This window comes from Neptuniibacter sp. QD72_48, assembly GCF_047778065.1.
Taxonomy (GTDB): domain Bacteria; phylum Pseudomonadota; class Gammaproteobacteria; order Pseudomonadales; family Balneatricaceae; genus Neptuniibacter.
On record NZ_CP180547.1, the window covers coordinates 1,609,681 to 1,626,883 of the forward strand.

General features: G+C 46.6%; 17 protein-coding genes. 10 read left to right on the plus strand and 7 right to left on the minus strand.

What is annotated here, in order from left to right:
• The first annotated feature begins 4 nt into the window (after nucleotides 1-4).
• The 10 genes from ACMXYX_RS07170 to ACMXYX_RS07215 all read left to right on the plus strand — a co-directional run bounded on the left by ACMXYX_RS07170 (nucleotide 5) and on the right by ACMXYX_RS07215 (nucleotide 7,061).
• Nucleotides 5-508, plus strand: a complete 504-nt coding sequence (locus ACMXYX_RS07170) for a DUF2271 domain-containing protein (RefSeq protein ID WP_415906701.1) — start codon at nucleotides 5-7, stop codon at nucleotides 506-508.
• Nucleotides 508-1,344, plus strand: coding sequence for a DUF4198 domain-containing protein (locus tag ACMXYX_RS07175; RefSeq protein ID WP_415884333.1), 837 nt, complete (start codon nucleotides 508-510; stop codon nucleotides 1,342-1,344). The genes ACMXYX_RS07170 and ACMXYX_RS07175 overlap by 1 nt, the downstream gene beginning before the upstream one ends.
• A 38-nt stretch (nucleotides 1,345-1,382) precedes the next feature.
• On the plus strand, nucleotides 1,383-1,652 hold the full coding sequence (locus tag ACMXYX_RS07180; protein WP_415884334.1) for a hypothetical protein: 270 nt from the start codon (nucleotides 1,383-1,385) through the stop codon (nucleotides 1,650-1,652).
• Nucleotides 1,639-2,151 carry a DUF6162 family protein gene (locus ACMXYX_RS07185; protein ID WP_415898057.1) on the plus strand — a complete coding sequence of 171 codons (513 nt, stop codon included), beginning with the start codon at nucleotides 1,639-1,641 and terminating at the stop codon, nucleotides 2,149-2,151. Before ACMXYX_RS07180 ends, ACMXYX_RS07185 begins: the two co-directional genes overlap by 14 nt.
• Nucleotides 2,144-3,052: a metal ABC transporter solute-binding protein, Zn/Mn family gene (locus ACMXYX_RS07190; RefSeq protein WP_415884336.1), complete on the plus strand. Its 909-nt coding sequence runs from the start codon at nucleotides 2,144-2,146 to the stop codon at nucleotides 3,050-3,052. Before ACMXYX_RS07185 ends, ACMXYX_RS07190 begins: the two co-directional genes overlap by 8 nt.
• Nucleotides 3,052-3,771: a metal ABC transporter ATP-binding protein gene (locus tag ACMXYX_RS07195; RefSeq protein ID WP_415884337.1), complete on the plus strand. Its 720-nt coding sequence runs from the start codon at nucleotides 3,052-3,054 to the stop codon at nucleotides 3,769-3,771. The genes ACMXYX_RS07190 and ACMXYX_RS07195 overlap by 1 nt, the downstream gene beginning before the upstream one ends.
• A complete protein-coding gene (locus tag ACMXYX_RS07200; RefSeq protein ID WP_415884338.1) occupies nucleotides 3,771-4,649 on the plus strand; it encodes a metal ABC transporter permease in 879 nt (292 codons plus the stop codon). Before ACMXYX_RS07195 ends, ACMXYX_RS07200 begins: the two co-directional genes overlap by 1 nt.
• 10 nt (nucleotides 4,650-4,659) lie before the next feature.
• Complete coding sequence (locus tag ACMXYX_RS07205; protein ID WP_415906702.1) at nucleotides 4,660-5,466, plus strand: hypothetical protein; 807 nt, start codon at nucleotides 4,660-4,662, stop codon at nucleotides 5,464-5,466.
• A 115-nt stretch (nucleotides 5,467-5,581) separates the two neighbouring features.
• Nucleotides 5,582-5,836, plus strand: a complete 255-nt coding sequence (locus ACMXYX_RS07210) for a CDGSH iron-sulfur domain-containing protein (RefSeq protein ID WP_415906703.1) — start codon at nucleotides 5,582-5,584, stop codon at nucleotides 5,834-5,836.
• Nucleotides 5,837-5,930: 94 nt separating this feature from the next.
• Nucleotides 5,931-7,061, plus strand: a complete 1,131-nt coding sequence (locus ACMXYX_RS07215) for an NAD(P)/FAD-dependent oxidoreductase (protein WP_415884654.1) — start codon at nucleotides 5,931-5,933, stop codon at nucleotides 7,059-7,061.
• An 87-nt stretch (nucleotides 7,062-7,148) separates the two neighbouring features.
• Here ACMXYX_RS07215 and ACMXYX_RS07220 read toward each other — a convergent pair whose 3' ends face one another.
• The 7 genes from ACMXYX_RS07220 to ACMXYX_RS07250 form a co-directional block, all read right to left on the minus strand.
• Nucleotides 7,149-10,013 (minus strand): AMP-binding protein, encoded by a 2,865-nt coding sequence (locus tag ACMXYX_RS07220; RefSeq protein WP_415906704.1) that lies wholly within the window; start codon nucleotides 10,011-10,013, stop codon nucleotides 7,149-7,151.
• A gap of 81 nt (nucleotides 10,014-10,094) precedes the next feature.
• Nucleotides 10,095-10,343, minus strand: a complete 249-nt coding sequence (locus ACMXYX_RS07225; protein ID WP_415884342.1) for an acyl carrier protein — start codon at nucleotides 10,341-10,343, stop codon at nucleotides 10,095-10,097.
• A complete protein-coding gene (locus tag ACMXYX_RS07230; protein ID WP_415906705.1) occupies nucleotides 10,340-11,506 on the minus strand; it encodes a dihydrolipoamide acetyltransferase family protein in 1,167 nt (388 codons plus the stop codon). Before ACMXYX_RS07230 ends, ACMXYX_RS07225 begins: the two co-directional genes overlap by 4 nt.
• Nucleotides 11,503-12,495 (minus strand): alpha-ketoacid dehydrogenase subunit beta, encoded by a 993-nt coding sequence (locus ACMXYX_RS07235; protein WP_415906706.1) that lies wholly within the window; start codon nucleotides 12,493-12,495, stop codon nucleotides 11,503-11,505. Before ACMXYX_RS07235 ends, ACMXYX_RS07230 begins: the two co-directional genes overlap by 4 nt.
• Complete coding sequence (gene pdhA / locus ACMXYX_RS07240; protein ID WP_415906707.1) at nucleotides 12,488-13,483, minus strand: pyruvate dehydrogenase (acetyl-transferring) E1 component subunit alpha; 996 nt, start codon at nucleotides 13,481-13,483, stop codon at nucleotides 12,488-12,490. Before pdhA ends, ACMXYX_RS07235 begins: the two co-directional genes overlap by 8 nt.
• Entirely contained in the window at nucleotides 13,480-15,228 is a 1,749-nt protein-coding gene (gene acsA, locus ACMXYX_RS07245; protein WP_415906708.1) for an acetate--CoA ligase, read from the minus strand. The genes pdhA and acsA overlap by 4 nt, the downstream gene beginning before the upstream one ends.
• A 305-nt stretch (nucleotides 15,229-15,533) precedes the next feature.
• On the minus strand, nucleotides 15,534-17,138 hold the full coding sequence (locus tag ACMXYX_RS07250; RefSeq protein ID WP_415884948.1) for an ABC-F family ATPase: 1,605 nt from the start codon (nucleotides 17,136-17,138) through the stop codon (nucleotides 15,534-15,536).
• Nucleotides 17,139-17,203: the final 65 nt, after the last annotated feature.

Below are 17,203 nucleotides of genomic sequence, written 5' to 3' on the forward strand. Positions count from 1 at the left end.
TTTTATGAAAAGTACTATCTCTTCGGTGTTGCTGAGTATTGGGCTAATGAGTCATTCAGCCATTGCCGCAGATACACATCAAATTGAGTTAACCATCCCGCAAATAGCGACGTCTAAATATCAGCGTCCATTTGTTGCTGTATGGGTAGAACAAAAAGGTGAACGCAAAGCGGTAAGCACTATCAGTGTTTGGTTTGACGATAAAAAATGGCTTAAGGATATCCGTCGCTGGTGGCGTAAAGCGGGTCGCTATGGCCAAGCGGTGGATGGTGTGACCGGAGCTACCCGTGTTCCTGGTGGCTACACATTGAAATGGGATGGAACCGATAACCAAGGTAAAGCGCTTCCAGCAGGCGAATACACTCTGTATCTAGAAGCGGTTCGCGAGCATGGTGATCGTACGCTTCTTAAACAGAAGGTGTCTTTAGGTAAGGGACAACAGGTTTATAAACTGGATGCCGGTGCAGAGCTAGGGCCAGTTAGTATCAGTATTGGAGAGAGTAAATAATGATGATTAAACAACTAGGCCGCACAATTAAAGGATGCCTTTTAGCGAGCGCTTTAGGCGTGTCAGCAGTAGCTCAAGCACATCCATTATGGATATTGCCAAGTGAATTTACTGTATCAACTGAAGAAGGTCAGGGTGAATGGATCACTGCTGATGTCAGTGCGTCTCACACTGTTTTCGGATTCGATAAGGGTGTGCCGTTAGATCACTTCCTCGTTTTTTCTCCTGATGGCGATCGCAACGCGCTGGGCAGTTATTTTAAAGGCCATCGTCGTAGTGTATTTGATCTGTATATCGATCAGCCTGGTACTTACAAAATCGAAGGTAAGCGCCAACCTTACTATTTCACTAGCTATAAATCAGGTAAGCGTGACACCCCTAAGCGCATGATGGCGGATAAGATCGAAGCGAAAGAGCGTCTACCTAAAAACGCTCGTGATGTTTCTACCTTATTGATCGATATGGTAACTGCAACGTACATCACTAATAACGCGCCTACAGACCTTGTGACTGAGGTCAAAGGCAAGGGATTAGAGATGAAGTTAGATACACATCCAAACGATATTGTTGTGGGTGAAGAAGTTGAATTCACCATGCTATTGGATGGTAAGCCAGTGGCGGGTGTTGATGTTGAAGTCACGCCAGCAGGTACTAAATACCGCAGCGAACGTGGTGCTATTCCAGTTACTACGGCTAAAGATGGCAAAATCATCTTCACGCCAGAGCAAGCAGGCCCATGGTTAGTTGGTGCTGATCTAAAAAGCCCAATCAAGAGTGATCTGGCTGACTACCAATATGCGATCCGTTTCGTAAGTTTTGAGGTTTTACCTGAGTAATGCTTAAAGCAACAAAATACGGATTAATAGGGATATTAATGAGCGCAAGTGCATCTGCACTTGCGCATTACCCGGTTATGACTTGCGAGCAAGAATCGGCTGAAATTCTATGTCATGTCGGTTTTAGTGATGGCACTAAAGCGGTGGGTAAACCGGTTAAGCTCTATGACTACGATGAGACCTTACTGGTGTCTAAAAAAGCCGATAAGTTCTCTCAAGTTCGCTTCAAACAACCTGAAGGTGAGTTCTATATTCAGTTCGATTCAGGGCATGAGTTTCCGGTAGAGGTTGATTATGGCGAGCTTTAAAACCTCAGCACTGGAAGAAGACGGAACGGTTGAGGTTGTCAGGCCCGATAACGGCCGTGTTGAGAGTTACTGGCTTATCGGCAGTATCGTGATCATTCTTTCTATCGCAAGCTACGTTTTGCAGAATAATCAGGCTCCGAGTTTAGCGCCGCAAAAACATCTTGAACTGGATGTTGAAGGCAAAGCGGTTTTGACCGCTCTAAGAAATGCTGCCGATGAGATTATGTTTCTATCCGATGATGGCAGTCTTCCTGCGGTTTCAGAACTGATCGAACAAGAACTACCGCCGTTTGCTGACAGTAACGGTACTTTCGCTGCCTACTCGTGGAACCTTCTCGATTCTGTTTGCTATTTCGGTCGCTCCTCCAAAGAAGGCTCCCGCGAGTTTGTCTTGAAAATACACAATGATCATTCCGAGATCTATTGGCGACAAACCGCTGTAAATACTCCAAATTGCGATCAGTTAACAAACTGGGAAACGGCTTCCACTCATGATTAAGCGTTTAATTACATTTTCTTTATTTTTGTTTTCCAGCGCGTTGATGGCAGAGCCATTGAAGGTTGGTATCACGCTACATCCATACTACGCCTACGTTGCTAATATCGTTAAGGATAGAGCGGAGATTGTTCCTTTGGTTGATGCCGGTTTTAACCCTCATAGTTATGAGCTTCAACCAGCCGATCTCAAACGTTTAATGACCATGGATGCCTTGGTGGTGAATGGCATCGGGCATGATGAATTTGCGTTTAGAGCACTTGAAGCGTTGGAAGCTCAAAACGGTAAGCAGCGTAAAAAGATTAAGGTGATTCTGGCTAATCAGGATGTACCTCTATTAGCTGCCGAAAATACCGTTGGCGCCTGGAACCCTCACACTTTTGTGTCGATCAGTGCGGCTATCCGTCAGGTCTATACCATTGCGAAAAACCTTGGTGAATTAGACCCAGATAATGCCAAGTTCTATAAGAAAAATGCGGTGCAATACGCGCGCAAGCTTAGAACGCTGAAGAACCAATATACCCAAGCGCTGAACGGCTTAGATTTGAGTGGTATTCGCATTGCGAGTACCCATAACGCTTACGGTTATTTTTTGCAGGAATTTGGAATCGGCATCGACACAGTGATCGAGCCTGCCCATGGGGTAGAGCCAAGTGCGAGTCAGCTTCAAGGAACGATCGACCGTATTCGTGATGCCCAAGTACAAGTGCTCTTTACCGAGCTAAACATGGATTATCGCTATGTGGAGACGGTAGAAAAAGCAACGGGGATAGGGCTGTACCATTTTTCACATCTGACATTCGGCGAGTACGACGCTGAACTTGTTTATCGTGAGATGGAGCACAACTTAAAAACTTTAGTTAAGGCGCTTAAAAGTGCATTGGCCGATGAAGGAGCCGCATAATGGGGCCTTCAATTAAGTTGGATAAAGTAAGCCTGAGCATTGCAGGCAGTCAGATCTTATCGCCACTGTCGGCTGAATTAAGTGCTGGAAAAATGCATCTTCTGGTTGGCCCTAACGGTGCAGGTAAAACCTCGTTGCTAAAATCCATGTTAGGTTTAACTCCCCATCAGGGTGAAATAAAACGCGCTTGGATGAATAAAGCGCAAAAGCCTGCCTATATCCCGCAACAGCCGCGATTTGACCAAGTTTTACCTGTGACAATTTCAGACTTCCTCAGTGCTGGTTTAAGTCGGAAGCCGGTGTTCTTTCGTCGCCGTAAAGAGACTCAAGATACTGTTTTGGAATTATTAGAAACTGTTGGCCTTCAAGGAAAAGCTGAACTGCAGCTTGGACAGTTATCCGGTGGTGAAAGACAGCGTTTAATGTTTGCTCAAGCACTAATCCGATCGTCAGATCTTTGGTTCCTAGATGAGCCTATGACAGGTTTAGATGCAGAAGGCCAAGCACTGATTACCGACTTGATGCTCAATCTTCGAGAGCAAGGTAAAACCTTGGTGGTTGTCCATCATGATATGGGATTTGTCAGAGAACATGCCGATAACGTGTTGCTTATTAACGGCGGTTTAGTTGATATGGGGCTTCCAAGTGAAGTCGATCTTGGCATAGTTGGGGCTTCACTTGATTCATCCTCAAAGAGAGAGATGGAGGCAGTAGCCTGATGGAAGCATTACGAAAATGGGCCTTTGAAATGCAGGCTCAAGGTACGCTGCCAAGCATCTTCGAATATGGATTTTTGATCAATGCGTTGGTTGCTGCGCTAATTATTGGTCCTCTTCTTGGGGGTATGGGCAGTTTAGTGGTAATCAAACGACTGGCTTTTTTCTCTGAAGCAGTAGGGCACGCAGCTTTAACAGGTATCGCGATTGGTATCTTGCTGGGTGAGCCTGCTGCGCATCCTTATGCGTCGCTGTTTAGTTTTTGTCTGATCTTTGCTTTGTTATTACATTGGATTAAAAGCCGTACCCAAGTGCCTTATGATGCGCTTGTTGGTGTGTTCCTAGCGGTGGCTATCGCAATGGGTGCAGCCTTGCTGCTTTATGTAGCGCGTAAGGTGAACGTGCATATTCTAGAGAATGTGCTGTTCGGCTCGATACTGACCGTGCAGGATCAGGATCTCTTTATTCTCGCGGTGATAGGTGCAATCTGTCTATTACTAACGGTTTGTTTCGGTAATCAGGCTTTGCTTGCTTCGTTGAACCCAGAGCTGGCGCAAGTGAACGGTATCAACACGCGTTTGTTCGATTACGCATTTGTTGTGCTAATCGCTCTAATTACCGTTGCGGCTGTCAAAATTGCCGGAGCTATTCTTGTAGGGGCAATGTTGTTAATCCCAGCGACAACCGCTCGTTTAATTACCCGAAATATCAGACAGTTCTTCTGGACCAATATCTTGCTTTCAACCATCTGTTGTTTGGCCGGAATCATATTACCTATGGCCTTAGAGCTACCTGTACCATCTGGGGCAGCCATTGTGTTATTGGCTAGTTTGGGATTTGTGTTAGCTGTTATTACCAATCGTATTCGTAGTTTTGCTTAGAGTTCCTGTTATGAAAATTAAGCTGATTTTGACTGCTTTAATGCTGACGTTGTCGGGCTATTCTGTCGCTGCAAATGAAGTAGGGCCCCAACGTGTAGTGTCAGCTATGCCTATTATCCATGCCATTAACCAAGCCCTGCTTGAGGGCACGGATATCCAGGCGCTATATCTGCCACCAAAACGTTTACCAGTGTCCCGAATTAACAACTGGCTAAAACATAAAAGTGGCGCGGCTATCTCAAAACAAGGCCCTGTTACTGCTGTAGTATCGATTGAGTCGATCTGGCCGGAATATGCTTTGTTTAAGCATCTAAGAGCGACAAATGTTCGGGTGATCAATGTAGACGCTGCACAAGAAATTCTGCCAGGTGGCGCGCAAGTAAGTTTAAGTACTCAAGATCTCGAGCAGAGTACGTACTTTTGGTTAGCGCCAGATAATCTTCGCGTAATGAGTCAGATCGTTTCCCGTGAATTTCAGCGAATCTGGCCGGAGCATGCACCTACTATTCGTTCAAACCAAATGGCACTGCAAAAACAGATCAGTGATTATGCTATTAAGTTAGATGAGACATTGTTAGAGCATGATGTTGCCGCTGTTTGCCTCGATAACCTTAAACTTCAACCGCTAGCGCAAGCCACTTACTTGCCAGTGGAAGAGGAGTGTAGCGAGGCATTGCAGATCAAATCGAAAAGTAAAAAGCTCAAACCAAAATTGGGTTTATGGCTGGTGGATACAGCGACCAAACCACTGAAAGCGGATCTTGCACAGTGGCTATCAAATAATCTTAATCAGCTTGATCAAGCGCTTCAGCATTAATAATTGTATTGTTCTAAATTTGAACATTTGAAATTGCTCTTCTACGTTTACTGAATATAGCGATAGCACTAAATGCTGCTAAGGACGGCGGAATATTCAGTAGAGGAGCATAACGATGTCTCATTCACCCGTTCATAGGGCAGATGATGCCCCAGTTAAAATTCACCTAGATGCGGGGCAGACTTATGCGTGGTGTGCTTGTGGTCGCTCAGGTGATCAACCGTTTTGTGATGGCTCACATCAAGGCACAGGGATAGATCCCGTCGTCTTTGAAGCCGAAGAGGATGGTGAGGTTTGGCTTTGTATGTGCAAGCAAACAAAAACACCGCCACTCTGCGATGGTAGCCATAAAAACAAACCTGAAAAATAATCGCTTGTGGTAAGATAGCGCGCTTTCAAACCAGCGGAGAAAGCGTGTGACACAGTACGATGTAGTAATTATCGGAGCCGGAGCTTCAGGCCTGATGTGTGCCGCTACTGCTGGTTATCGAGGACGTTCTGTTCTTGTTATCGAACACACTAAAAAAGTTGGCCGAAAAATCCTAATGTCCGGCGGTGGACGTTGTAACTTCACCAATATTCATAACGGTCCCGCTAACTTCCTTTCGCAGAATCCTCATTTTTGTAAATCTGCTCTCAGTCGTTATAAAGCGCAGGACTTTATCGATCTGGTTGATCGTCATGGTGTGGAATATCACGAAAAAACACTCGGCCAATTGTTCTGTAATGAATCCAGTAAAGAGATTCTTCGGGTTTTAATGACCGAATCAGAATGGGCGGGTAATGAGATCCGTACCGAGCTGAGCGTCAATGGTATCGAGCCGCAGGAAGAGGGTTACTTACTGCAAACATCATCTGGTCCGATCAAAGCTGAATCTGTCGTTATTGCGACTGGAGGTTTATCGATTCCCAATGGCGGAGCTACCAGCTTTGCTTACGATATCGCTGAGCAGTACGATCTAAAAGTACTACCTAAAACAGCAGCGTTAGTGCCTTTTACCCTACAGCCAAAAGAGAAAGAGGTACTTAAAGAACTCTCGGGTGTATCTCACAAGGTAAAAGCGACTATCGGTAAAACCAGCTTTATCGAAAGTATGCTCTTTACCCACCGTGGCTTAAGTGGTCCTGCTATTTTGCAGATCTCCTCCTACTGGCAACCTGGTGGCGAAGTTGAGATAGACCTGTTCCCAGAGTTTGATCTGCTTACATGGTTAAAAGAGCAACGCGAAGCGCGTCCCAAAGCGGAAATTACTACCATAATGGCGCAGCAGATGAGCAAGCGTATGGCTCAGATCCTCTGCCAGCTATTCGGCTTTAGCGGCATCATGGGTAACCAATCTAATAAAGATCTGGATGCGATTAACAGTGCTTTCCGCGAGTGGAAGATCAAACCTTCAGGTACTGAAGGTTATCGTACAGCGGAAGTGACACTAGGTGGTATCGATACCAATGAAATTAACCAGAAAACCATGGAAGCTAAAAAAGCACCGGGCCTATTCTTTATTGGTGAGTGTCTCGATGTAACCGGTCATCTGGGCGGTCATAACTTCCAGTGGGCGTGGGCATCTGGATTTGCAGCAGGGCAGGTTGTTTAAATCTATCTGAGATATGCAAGCGATTATAATGTCGGAAGCTGGTGTCATATACCAGCTTTAGTCATTGATTCTTGTCCCTATTAAACTTTATTCAATTTCCGCAACGTTGTTCATAGGCTCTTCGGATTTCAGATCAATCTCGCCAGTTAATTTTAAAATCTCTACACGGGTTAAATCCCGCATCTTGATGGCGCTTTGCCATGGAGAGACCCCTTCTTCTGGTGGTTCATAGATCGGCTTACCAATGGAGATAATGATATGCCCCCGTCTTGGGAACCAACTATCTGCGCGGAGTATATTTCGGCTTCCCCTTATTCCTATGGGTATAACGGGAAGCTTCTTCTGGCACGCAGTAATAAATGCTCCTAGGTGGAAGGAGCGCAGACCGGGAACACGGGAAAATGTACCCTCAGGGAAAAAGAACAAAGAGCGTTTTTCTATTGTGTCTTCCGAAAGCCTCGTGATATCCGCATATCCCTGTTCGGCGTTAAAGCGTTCTACAAACTCTACTCCGATCTTGTTAAGCAAAAAGGCCACCAGCTTATTGCTTTTTAATTCTGCTTTAGCCACAAAACGGACAGCTCTGGGCAGAAAACCAAGTATGAGATAGCCATCTAGATAACTGGCATGATTTGCTACAAAGACAGAAGGCTGCCCTTTAGCCGGTAGATTCTCCAGACCTTCTACCTTAACTTTGATTGTTGTCAGCATGCACATAAGTCGTATACAAAGGCTGAGTGCGTCCCAGCGAAGGTCCAGTTTTGAAAACAAAAGGGCGATGGGAGTGAACACTAATGCCAATGTAGTGAACACCAGCCAGCAGTAGCCAGCAAATGCATAATCCAGAACGTCTAAAAAGAAGCGTGTTAACTTACCGCGGATGGATGCCAGTCCGATCTTCAGCCATTGCAGCCGGATATTGCCAGTTCTTTTGCCTAACTGGTTTGATTCATATAGTGCTTTGCATGCTGCACGGCGTACCTTGCCGCTGGATGTTTTTAATATTTGATTTGGGGCGACTAAGCAGATTTCATCTGCAGGCAAACCTAACAGATCTAAAGAGGCTTGATTGATTTTTGATCGGATGGCATTTAATGCGTCTGCAGCTTTTAAGCGTGTTTCAGCAACGATAATCAATCGCTCAGTACCAAATTCTTCGCTCTGACTACCAAATGCGACCACCCCACCTTTTCGCACGCCTTCTAGTTCTGAAACCACGTTCTCTAATTCCGATGGGTGGATGTTTCGGCCGGCCAGAATTATTAGATCTTTTTGCCTACCGGTAATGTAGAGCTCTCCGTCAACGATATATCCAAGATCTCCGGTTTCCAGCCAGTCTCCTTTAAATAAACCGGCTGTTTTTTTGGGGTTTCGATAATATCCAGAAGTTGCTGATGGACCTTTAAATTGTACATGTCCCTCCTGTCGATCAGGTAATTCCCGATTGCGACTATCTGCAACCCTAAGTTGGTGGCCAGGGATAACTTGGCCGCAGTTAACTATGGATATTGCTGATGGATCTGCTGAAGAAACGGGGTCTGCGTACCCTGTTAAGCTAAAGCGATCACGATTGATGCAGTCGAGTTTTGCCCCGCGTGCCAGTGGCGGAAAAGCCAGTCCAACACTGTTTTCAGCTAATCCATAAACAGGCATCATCGAACGGGCGGAAAAACCAAGGCAGGAAAAACGGTGACAAAATGTCTCAAGCGTCTGAGGGCTCACGGCTTCTGCGCCATTAAACGCGCAACGCCAACTGGATAGATCCAGATGTTGGTTGTCCTTGGGGTCAACGAGTCTACTGCAGTGCTCATAACCAAAATTTGGTGAGGCTGACAGAGTGCCGTGATAACGGTGAATCGCCTCCAACCAGCGTTGTGGACGGGCAATAAAACTCAATGGTGACATTATTACTAGGTGGGCGGAATGGTAGAGGCTGGCAAACCAAGCTCCTATCAGGCCCATATCATGGTAAAGGGGGAGCCAGCTGACAAATACATCATTGGCATCAGCCTGTACCGCTTCGCCCATTGCTCGGACATTCGCGAGAAGGTTGGCGTGGGTCAGGATTACGCCTTTCGGGGTGCCGGTGCTGCCGGAAGTGTACTGTAAGAAAGCAATATCCCGTGGGTGTATTTTGGGTAAGGTAGGTTCTCCTACATGCTGCTGCATATTTTCAGGAGTGACCAAATGGTTTAGACACGTTACCTGATTGCGTAAAAGACCTGCAAAAGGGAGCGCATCTTCAGGTGTAATCATTATTTCTGCACCACTGTTCCGAACAATACTGGCATGTCGGTTAAGGTGCTCTTCAATCTGACTTTTACGCCCCGGTGGGTAAATAGGGCAGGGAATTCCCGCCGCATAGAGAATGCCAAAGAAGCAGTAGAAGTACTCGGCGCCGGTTGGCAACATTAATACAACGGGTGCCTGTGGTTGAAGTCCAAGTACTTGCAAGCCTGCTGCAACTTTCAACGCTTCTGTTTTTAATTGTTTGTAGCTAATTGTCTGCCCTTCACCTTCCGGATCGTACAAGGTTATATGAACTTGGTCAGGATGATGCTGATTTTGCCACTCCAACACATCTAGCAGGGTTTCTGCCAGCTCTGGGGCTATGCTGGTATCCTTCAGCTCTAGTTGTACTTGCTCTAGTTCGGGTAGAGCGCAATTCTTAGTTCGAGCCTGAGAGTTTAAAATAGCGTTAAACAGATCTCGTGGAGTATCCGCTCTATTAAGAAGGGATTCGGGTAGAGCAACCCTAAATTCTTGTTCCAGTCGCAGTAAAAGCTCTACCTTTCCAAGACTATCGAAAGAGAAATCTTGATCTAGAGAACTATCCAAATTTAATGTATTGGAAAAATGCTGATTTGGATGTAATTCAGCCGCAACCTGTTTCACTATATGCAAAACATGGAGTGCACTTTCCTGAGAGGTAGGCATTGGGTCAGTGGACAAAACGTTTGCCTGCAGTCAGGGGCCTGTAATTTATCGAGGCTAATTTTGGACAAGAAAAAGGGCAAATAAACGGGGACAGGTTCACGGTCCGCTCCGTTCATACAGATAAGTAAGCATGGATTCAAAGGTTAATATTTTGGTCAAGTCGGAGTCAGGAATCTGAAAACCTAACTTGTTACCCAGTGCTACGCATAAGCGCATGAAATCCATTGAATCCAGATCCAGTTCTTCGCGCATATCTTCTTGCTGATCCAGTAGATCTAGATCTGCTTCTGGCGCAAGTTCAAGAATCTCTTCCTGCAGAATTGTTTTTATCTGTTCTGTATTCATAGGTTCTCCGGTTTTTGTAATAGCTTGCCCAGTTGGTTGAGAAAACGAGCTCCTTGCCTGCCATCAGTGGCTCTATGGTCAGCAGCAAGCGAGGCGGTAACCAAAAGGCGAGGTTTGACCTCAGAGCCCACAACCCAAGGGCGAACAGTTGGCTTACCTATACCAATCAATGCGACTTGTGGTGGGTAGATGATGCCAAACAGCTTTTCTACACCGCGGTCACCCATGCTACTTAAGGTCGCAGTGGCTAAGGTCATCTCAGTTGAACGCAGGCCGCCATTTCGTACCCGGTCACTCAGATCTTTCAGCTGAGACATCATCTCAGCAGGTGCGAGCTGATCCGCGTTGAGGATCGCAGGTGATATAAGCCCGCCACTTCGGATAGAGATTCCTGTCGCTAAGTGAACTTCAGATGATTCTGAAAAATGACCATCTAAATAAAAACCATTAAATTCAGGCACTTTGCGCAGCGCTTTGGCTACAGCACAATGAAATAAAGCATTGAGTAGGATCTGCTGGTCTGGCGGTAGATCACGGTTAAATTCATGCACCCAGTCATCTGCCCGTTGCACATCAATTGTGGTTTCCAGATAGTAATGAGGGATCTCACGTTTGGATCGACTTAGTGCAGCAGCGATAGCCTCGCGCATTGAATCTTTGCTAGGTGAATGTGGTGTGTGATGAGCCTTTTTCATATCCCTAGACAGAATAGCGCCGGCTGGGCCACTACCTGTAACTTCGGTCAGGTTTATCCCTGCATGTTTAGCCAGATGTCGAGCATAGGGTGTTGCTGAATGTCTACTGAGGTTAGCGTAACTAGTGGATGGTTGATGGCTACTAGTCTGTGGAACAGGTTGTGAGGGTTTTCGTTCAGTTTCAGTGGGTATGACAGGATCAGTTACTGCGTTAACGTCTATTTTCCCCGTTAGTCGTGCAATCGGAGTCCCTACTTGTACCGTTTGGTCTTCTGAAACTAGTAATTCCTCAACCTGACCATCGGTATAAGCTTCAAAGTCGATAGCACCTTTTTGAGTTTCAATAACGGCGATAACCTGACCCTTATTGATCTTATCTCCTGATTTAACTCGCCACTCCAAGATCAGGCCTTGATCCATATCAGCGCCAAATGAAGGCATAGTCAGCTCATAAACCGAATTACTCATACTATCCCCGGTAGCTGTCTGACAGCTTCAAGAATATCCTCTACCTGGGGTAGTGCTGCTTGCTCAAGATGTTCCGGGTAGGGGATAGGAACCTCCTGACTGCATACTCGGGTGACTGGAGCATCCAGCTGCCAGAATCCCTCCTCCATCAGCAGGGCGCTGATCTCTGCCGCCATCCCGCCAGTTTTCCAGCTTTCATCGATAATAACGGCTCTATGGGTTCGACTCAGACTTTCTAGCAACGTTTTTTTATCCAGCGGACGTAGACATCGAAGGTCGATAACCTCAGCATCAATGCCCTCTTTGAGTAGTGTCTCAGCAGCTTGCTGAGCTTTTGCCAGAGTACCGCCATAGGCAATTAAGCTCAGATCCTTTCCGGTTTTTCTGATAACTGCTTGCTCCATTGGAGGAGTCTTCTCGCGAGGTATAAGTTGATCTTCAATGTTGTATAACATCACGTGCTCAAAGATGATGACCGGGTCAGGATCATTCAGTGCCATCTGCAGCATATAGCGAGCATCGCTGACTGTAGCGGGGGTCAGCACTTTTAGTCCGGGTACATGTGCATACCAACATTCCAAACTATGGGAGTGCTGAGCTGCCAGTTGGCGTCCAGCACCGCTGGCCATGCGGACTACCAACGGAACACTGAACTGCCCACCAGACATGTGCCGGATAGTAGCGGCGTTGTTTACGATCTGATCGAGCGCCAACAGACTGAAATTGACTGTCATCACCTCGACAATAGGGCGCATACCTCCCAGTGCTGCGCCAATACCCGCACCGACAAATCCAGATTCGCACAGAGGCGTATCAATGACCCGTTCTTCACCAAATTGATCTATAAGTCCTTTAGAAACTGCGTAACAACCACCGTAGCGACCAACATCTTCGCCCATTAGGAATACGGTAGGATCTTGTTCCATAGCTTCTCGCAGTGCCTCTCGTACCGCCTCACGAAAACTCAGGGTTTGCGCAGGTTTAGTCATGATCAACCTCCGTATAAACACCTTGCAGCAGATCTGTGACAGGTTCCCATTCACCCTGATCCGCTTCGCTTACGGCTTGGTCGATTTCTAGGTTTATCTTGTTTTTCAATAGATCGATGTCTTGATTAGACAAATGATAGTTTTTTTCCATCCAGTCGCTGAGCTGTACCACCGGACCTTTGCTGAGCCATTGTTCAACCTCTTCTTTGCGACGGTACAGCTGAGTATCGAACATGGAGTGGCCTTTAAACCGATAGCAGCGGCACTCTAAAAACTGTGGTCCCTGGCCCTGACGGATAGCCTCTAACGCTTGCTTTGCAGCAACTTCTACATCCACCACATTCATACCATTAACGCTCTGGGCAGGCATGCCGTAGCTGGCAGCCTTACGATAAAGCTCTGTTTCAGATTCGGAACGTTCGAGCGCTGTTCCCATGGCATATAAATTGTTTTCGCAAATAAACAGTACTGGCAATTGCCATAGGCACGCTAAATTCAGGCTTTCATGGAACTCACCTTCGGCAACAGCTCCCTCACCAAAAAAGCAGCAGGTAACACTGTCGCGTTGTAGTTTCTTGTCAGCTAGAGCTAATCCGACCGCTAAAGGAAGCCCTCCTGCAACGATGGCGTTGCCACCATAAAAATTCAGCTCATCAGAGAACAGATGCATAGACCCGCCACGGCCGCGGCTGCAACCATTGGTTTTGCCGAACATCTCAGCCATCACTGCTGTCATCGACATACCTCGTGCGAGAGCATGCCCATGTTCACGATAGGTACATACCATCCTGTCAGCGTTTTGTAGTGACTGACACACGCCAACGGCTATCGCTTCCTCGCCTATATAGAGATGGAGGAAACCGCGGATTTTCTCTTGGGTATAGAGTTCAGCGCAGCGCTCTTCAAACAGCCTGATACGCAACATCTGGTACAGCAGCTGCGAGAGATGCTCTTTACCAAGATGGATTTTTTTGTCTGGGGAAGTCATTTCTCATCGCTCTCAAGTGTGGATAGGTCGCCTTCCGGCAGCCCTAACTCTCTAGCTTTTAGCAGACGTCGCATGATCTTACCGCTACGTGTTTTTGGTAGATTTTCACGAAAGGAAATCTCTTTTGGTGCGACTGCTGCCCCAAGATATTTGCGAGCATGCCCCAACAGCGTTTTCCTCAGAGTTTCATCGGGGAGGTAGCCCGAATTGAGTGCCACGTAGGCTTTTATCATTTCGCCAACAATAGGATCAGGGATACCAATCACTGCAGCTTCAGCGACCGCTGGATGTTCAATCAGTACACTTTCCACTTCGAAGGGGCCAATCAGATGTCCCGCGGTTTTAATCACATCATCACTGCGCCCGACGAACCAGTAATAGCCATCGCTATCTCGTCGAGCCAAATCACCAGAGAGATACCACCCCTCTGAAAAACAGCTTTGGTAGCGATCTGGTTGATTAAGGTAAGCACGAAACATTGAGGCCCAGCCTGCCTTTATTGCTAGCTCGCCGGTGGTTTCCTGATCATTCAATAGCTGGATGCTGTTGTTAGCAGTCCGCTTTATCAGTGCGACTTCAAGCCCGGGGATTGGACGTCCCATCGATCCCGGTTTGATCGGCATAGCAGCATAATTGGAGATGACGATTCCACCTGTTTCGCTCTGCCACCAGTTATCATGAAAGGGGATACCGAAAACCTTATTCCCCCAGATGACAGCCTCGGGGTTGAGGGGTTCTCCAACGCTGGCCATAAAGCGCAGTTGGCTGAGATCATATTTGAGCGGTAGCTGATCTCCGGCCTTCATTAGCATGCGTACCGCTGTAGGTGCGGTATACCAAACGCTGACACGCTCTTGCTCTAACAGCTGGTACCAGCGGGCAGGCTCAAATTCTGCTTCGTCAATTACCAGTGTTACGCCATGGCAAAGTGGAGCAATAATGCCGTAGGAAATACCCGTTACCCAGCCGGGATCCGCAGTACACCAATAAATATCTTCAGGGTGCAGATCAAGCGCATAGTAGGCAGAAATAATGTGGTGCCGTACGGCGTTATGAACATGTACGGCTCCCTTTGGTTTACCAGTAGTGCCGCTGGTGAAGTGCAGTAGGGCCATATCATCTGGCGAGCTTGAGTAAACCGGAAAGTCTGGGTCAGCCTCGGCTAGCAATTTGCTTAGATCATGACAGCCTTCAGGGGGCTCTCCTTTTACATCCAGTAAGAGTACTTGAGGAGAAGGGGTTAATTCATTGATCCAGTGTTGAACCTTTTTCCGATACAGTCGCTCTGTTGTCACTAATACTGCTGCATCGCCAATCTCCATGCGTGAACGGATAGGTTCAGGTCCAAACGCGGAGAACAGTGGCGCAAAAACAGCACCAAACTTCAAACTGCCCAGTAATGAGATATAAATCTCAGGTGTTCTGCCAGCTAAGCCGAATACCCTGGCTCCCGGTTGAAGCTCAAGTCGCTGAAGTACACAAGCAAAGCGGCTTGTCGCTGCTGCCAGTTCGGCGTAGGTAAAGGTCCTCAGTTGGTTTGTTTTGCTATGCCATCTGAGAGCTATTTTATCGGCAAGGCCTTTATCTAGATGTCGATCCACCGCTTCGTAACAGATGTTAACCGCATTACCTGGTAGACCATCAATTTGGCAATTGGGTGAATCTGTTAGCTCTGTTGAGTATTCCCGCATATTAGGGGAGGGCACAACATTATCAGTATCCTTATCTATTACTAAACAAGCCATCCTTAACTCCTCGGCAAAAGCGGCTAGTTCATTGCAGTTTTAAGGTCACTTTTAGGATAGTTGATATCCGCCTGGAAATGATGTTTTGTGCTCGAATGTTGAGACGAGTCAATAAATAGGCTTGGTTATTTGAAGAGGGCATCCATTAACTGTTTCCGGTTAACAGGGTGGTCGTGATAGTTAGTGGGCGTAAACAACGGGGGGGTGTGGGACAGATGGGATAGCCGAAGTTGGCAGAATAATGCTTAATACAAAAAAGGGCCTGATTTAATCAGGCCCTTTTTTATTGGTATCTATGAAGGCTGTTAAGCAACTTCAGCGGCAATCTTTTGGCTATCCATATATTCATCGAAAGTGCCGTGGAAATTGATCATCTGTTGATCTTTGATTTCGATAATATGCGTTGCTAATGAGGATACAAATGCACGGTCATGGCTGACAAAGATCAGCGTGCCATCAAAGCCAAGCAGGGCATTGTTTAATGCTTCGATAGCTTCCATATCCATGTGGTTGGTTGGCTCATCCATAATCAGGACGTTCAAATCCATCATCATCATTTTGCCGAACAGCAAGCGGTTCTTTTCACCACCGGAGCAGACTTTAGCTTTCTTATTAAAGTCGTCAGCCGTAAAGAGTAACCGGCCCAGCATGGCGCGGACTTTAAGGTCGTCATGCTTAGGTGTACGCCACTGGGACATCCACTCAAATAGAGTTAGATCAGAATCAAAATCAGCGCTGCTATCTTGTGGGCAATAACCAATGACCGCATTTTCAGACCATTTGATCGTACCTTCATTCGCTTGCAGTTCATCCATTAGGCAGCGCAAGAAGGTAGTTTTACCGGCACCGTTCTCACCGATAACAGCCAGCTTCGCACCGGCTTCTAAAATCAAATTACCGTTTTCGAATAATTTATTGTCTTCAAAACCGTGGCCTACATCTTCCAGAATAAGCGCCTGACGGTGTAGCTTTTTATCCTGCTTTAACGTGATGGATGGAATTTGGCGGCTGGAAGTTTTAACTTCATCCAGTTCGATCTTCTCCATCTTCTTAGCACGTGAGCTTGCCTGCTTAGCTTTAGATGCATTGGCAGAAAAGCGATTTACAAACGCTTGTAGTTCATCCAGTTCAGCACTCTTTTTCGCATTTTCCGTTAATAGCTGCTCACGGATCAAAGAGGACGCTTCTAGGAAGTAATCATAGTTACCCGGATAGATTCTTAGCTCACCGTAATCAATATCCGCCATATGGGTACAAACCGCATTAAGGAAGTGACGGTCGTGGGAGATGATAATCATGGTGCATTTACGCTGGTTTAAGACCGACTCAAGCCAGCTAATGGTATGGATATCCAAGTTGTTGGTTGGTTCGTCCAACAGCAGAATATCTGGGTTAGCAAACAATGCTTGTGCTAATAACACACGTAGTTTCCAGCCCGGTGCAACCTGACTCATCAAACCAAAATGGTATTCTTCGGCAATGCCTGCTTCCAATAGAATGTCACCAGCACGACTTTCTGCGGTGTAACCATCCATCTCAGCGAATTCGCTTTCCAGATGGCCAACCTTCATCCCATCTTCTTCGGACATCTCTGGCAACGCATAAATACGATCGCGCTCCTGTTTGACCTTCCAAAGCTCAGTATCACCCATGATTACCGCATCGATAACCGTGTACTCTTCAAAGGCGAACTGATCCTGACTCAGCACACCCATCTTCTCACCCGGTGTGATAGACACGTTGCCCGATGTCGGCACTAGGTCACCACTCAGAATCTTCATAAAAGTCGATTTGCCGCAGCCGTTCGCGCCAATCAAACCATAGCGATTGCCGTTACCGAATTTAGCCGAAATATTTTCAAACAAAGGCTCAGCGCCAAACTGCATTGTAATGTTCGCAGAGGATATCAAGGGAGTGTCCTGAGGGTAAAAAAATTAGAAGAGTTACAGCGGATTTAAAGGGCTGTTACAGAGGT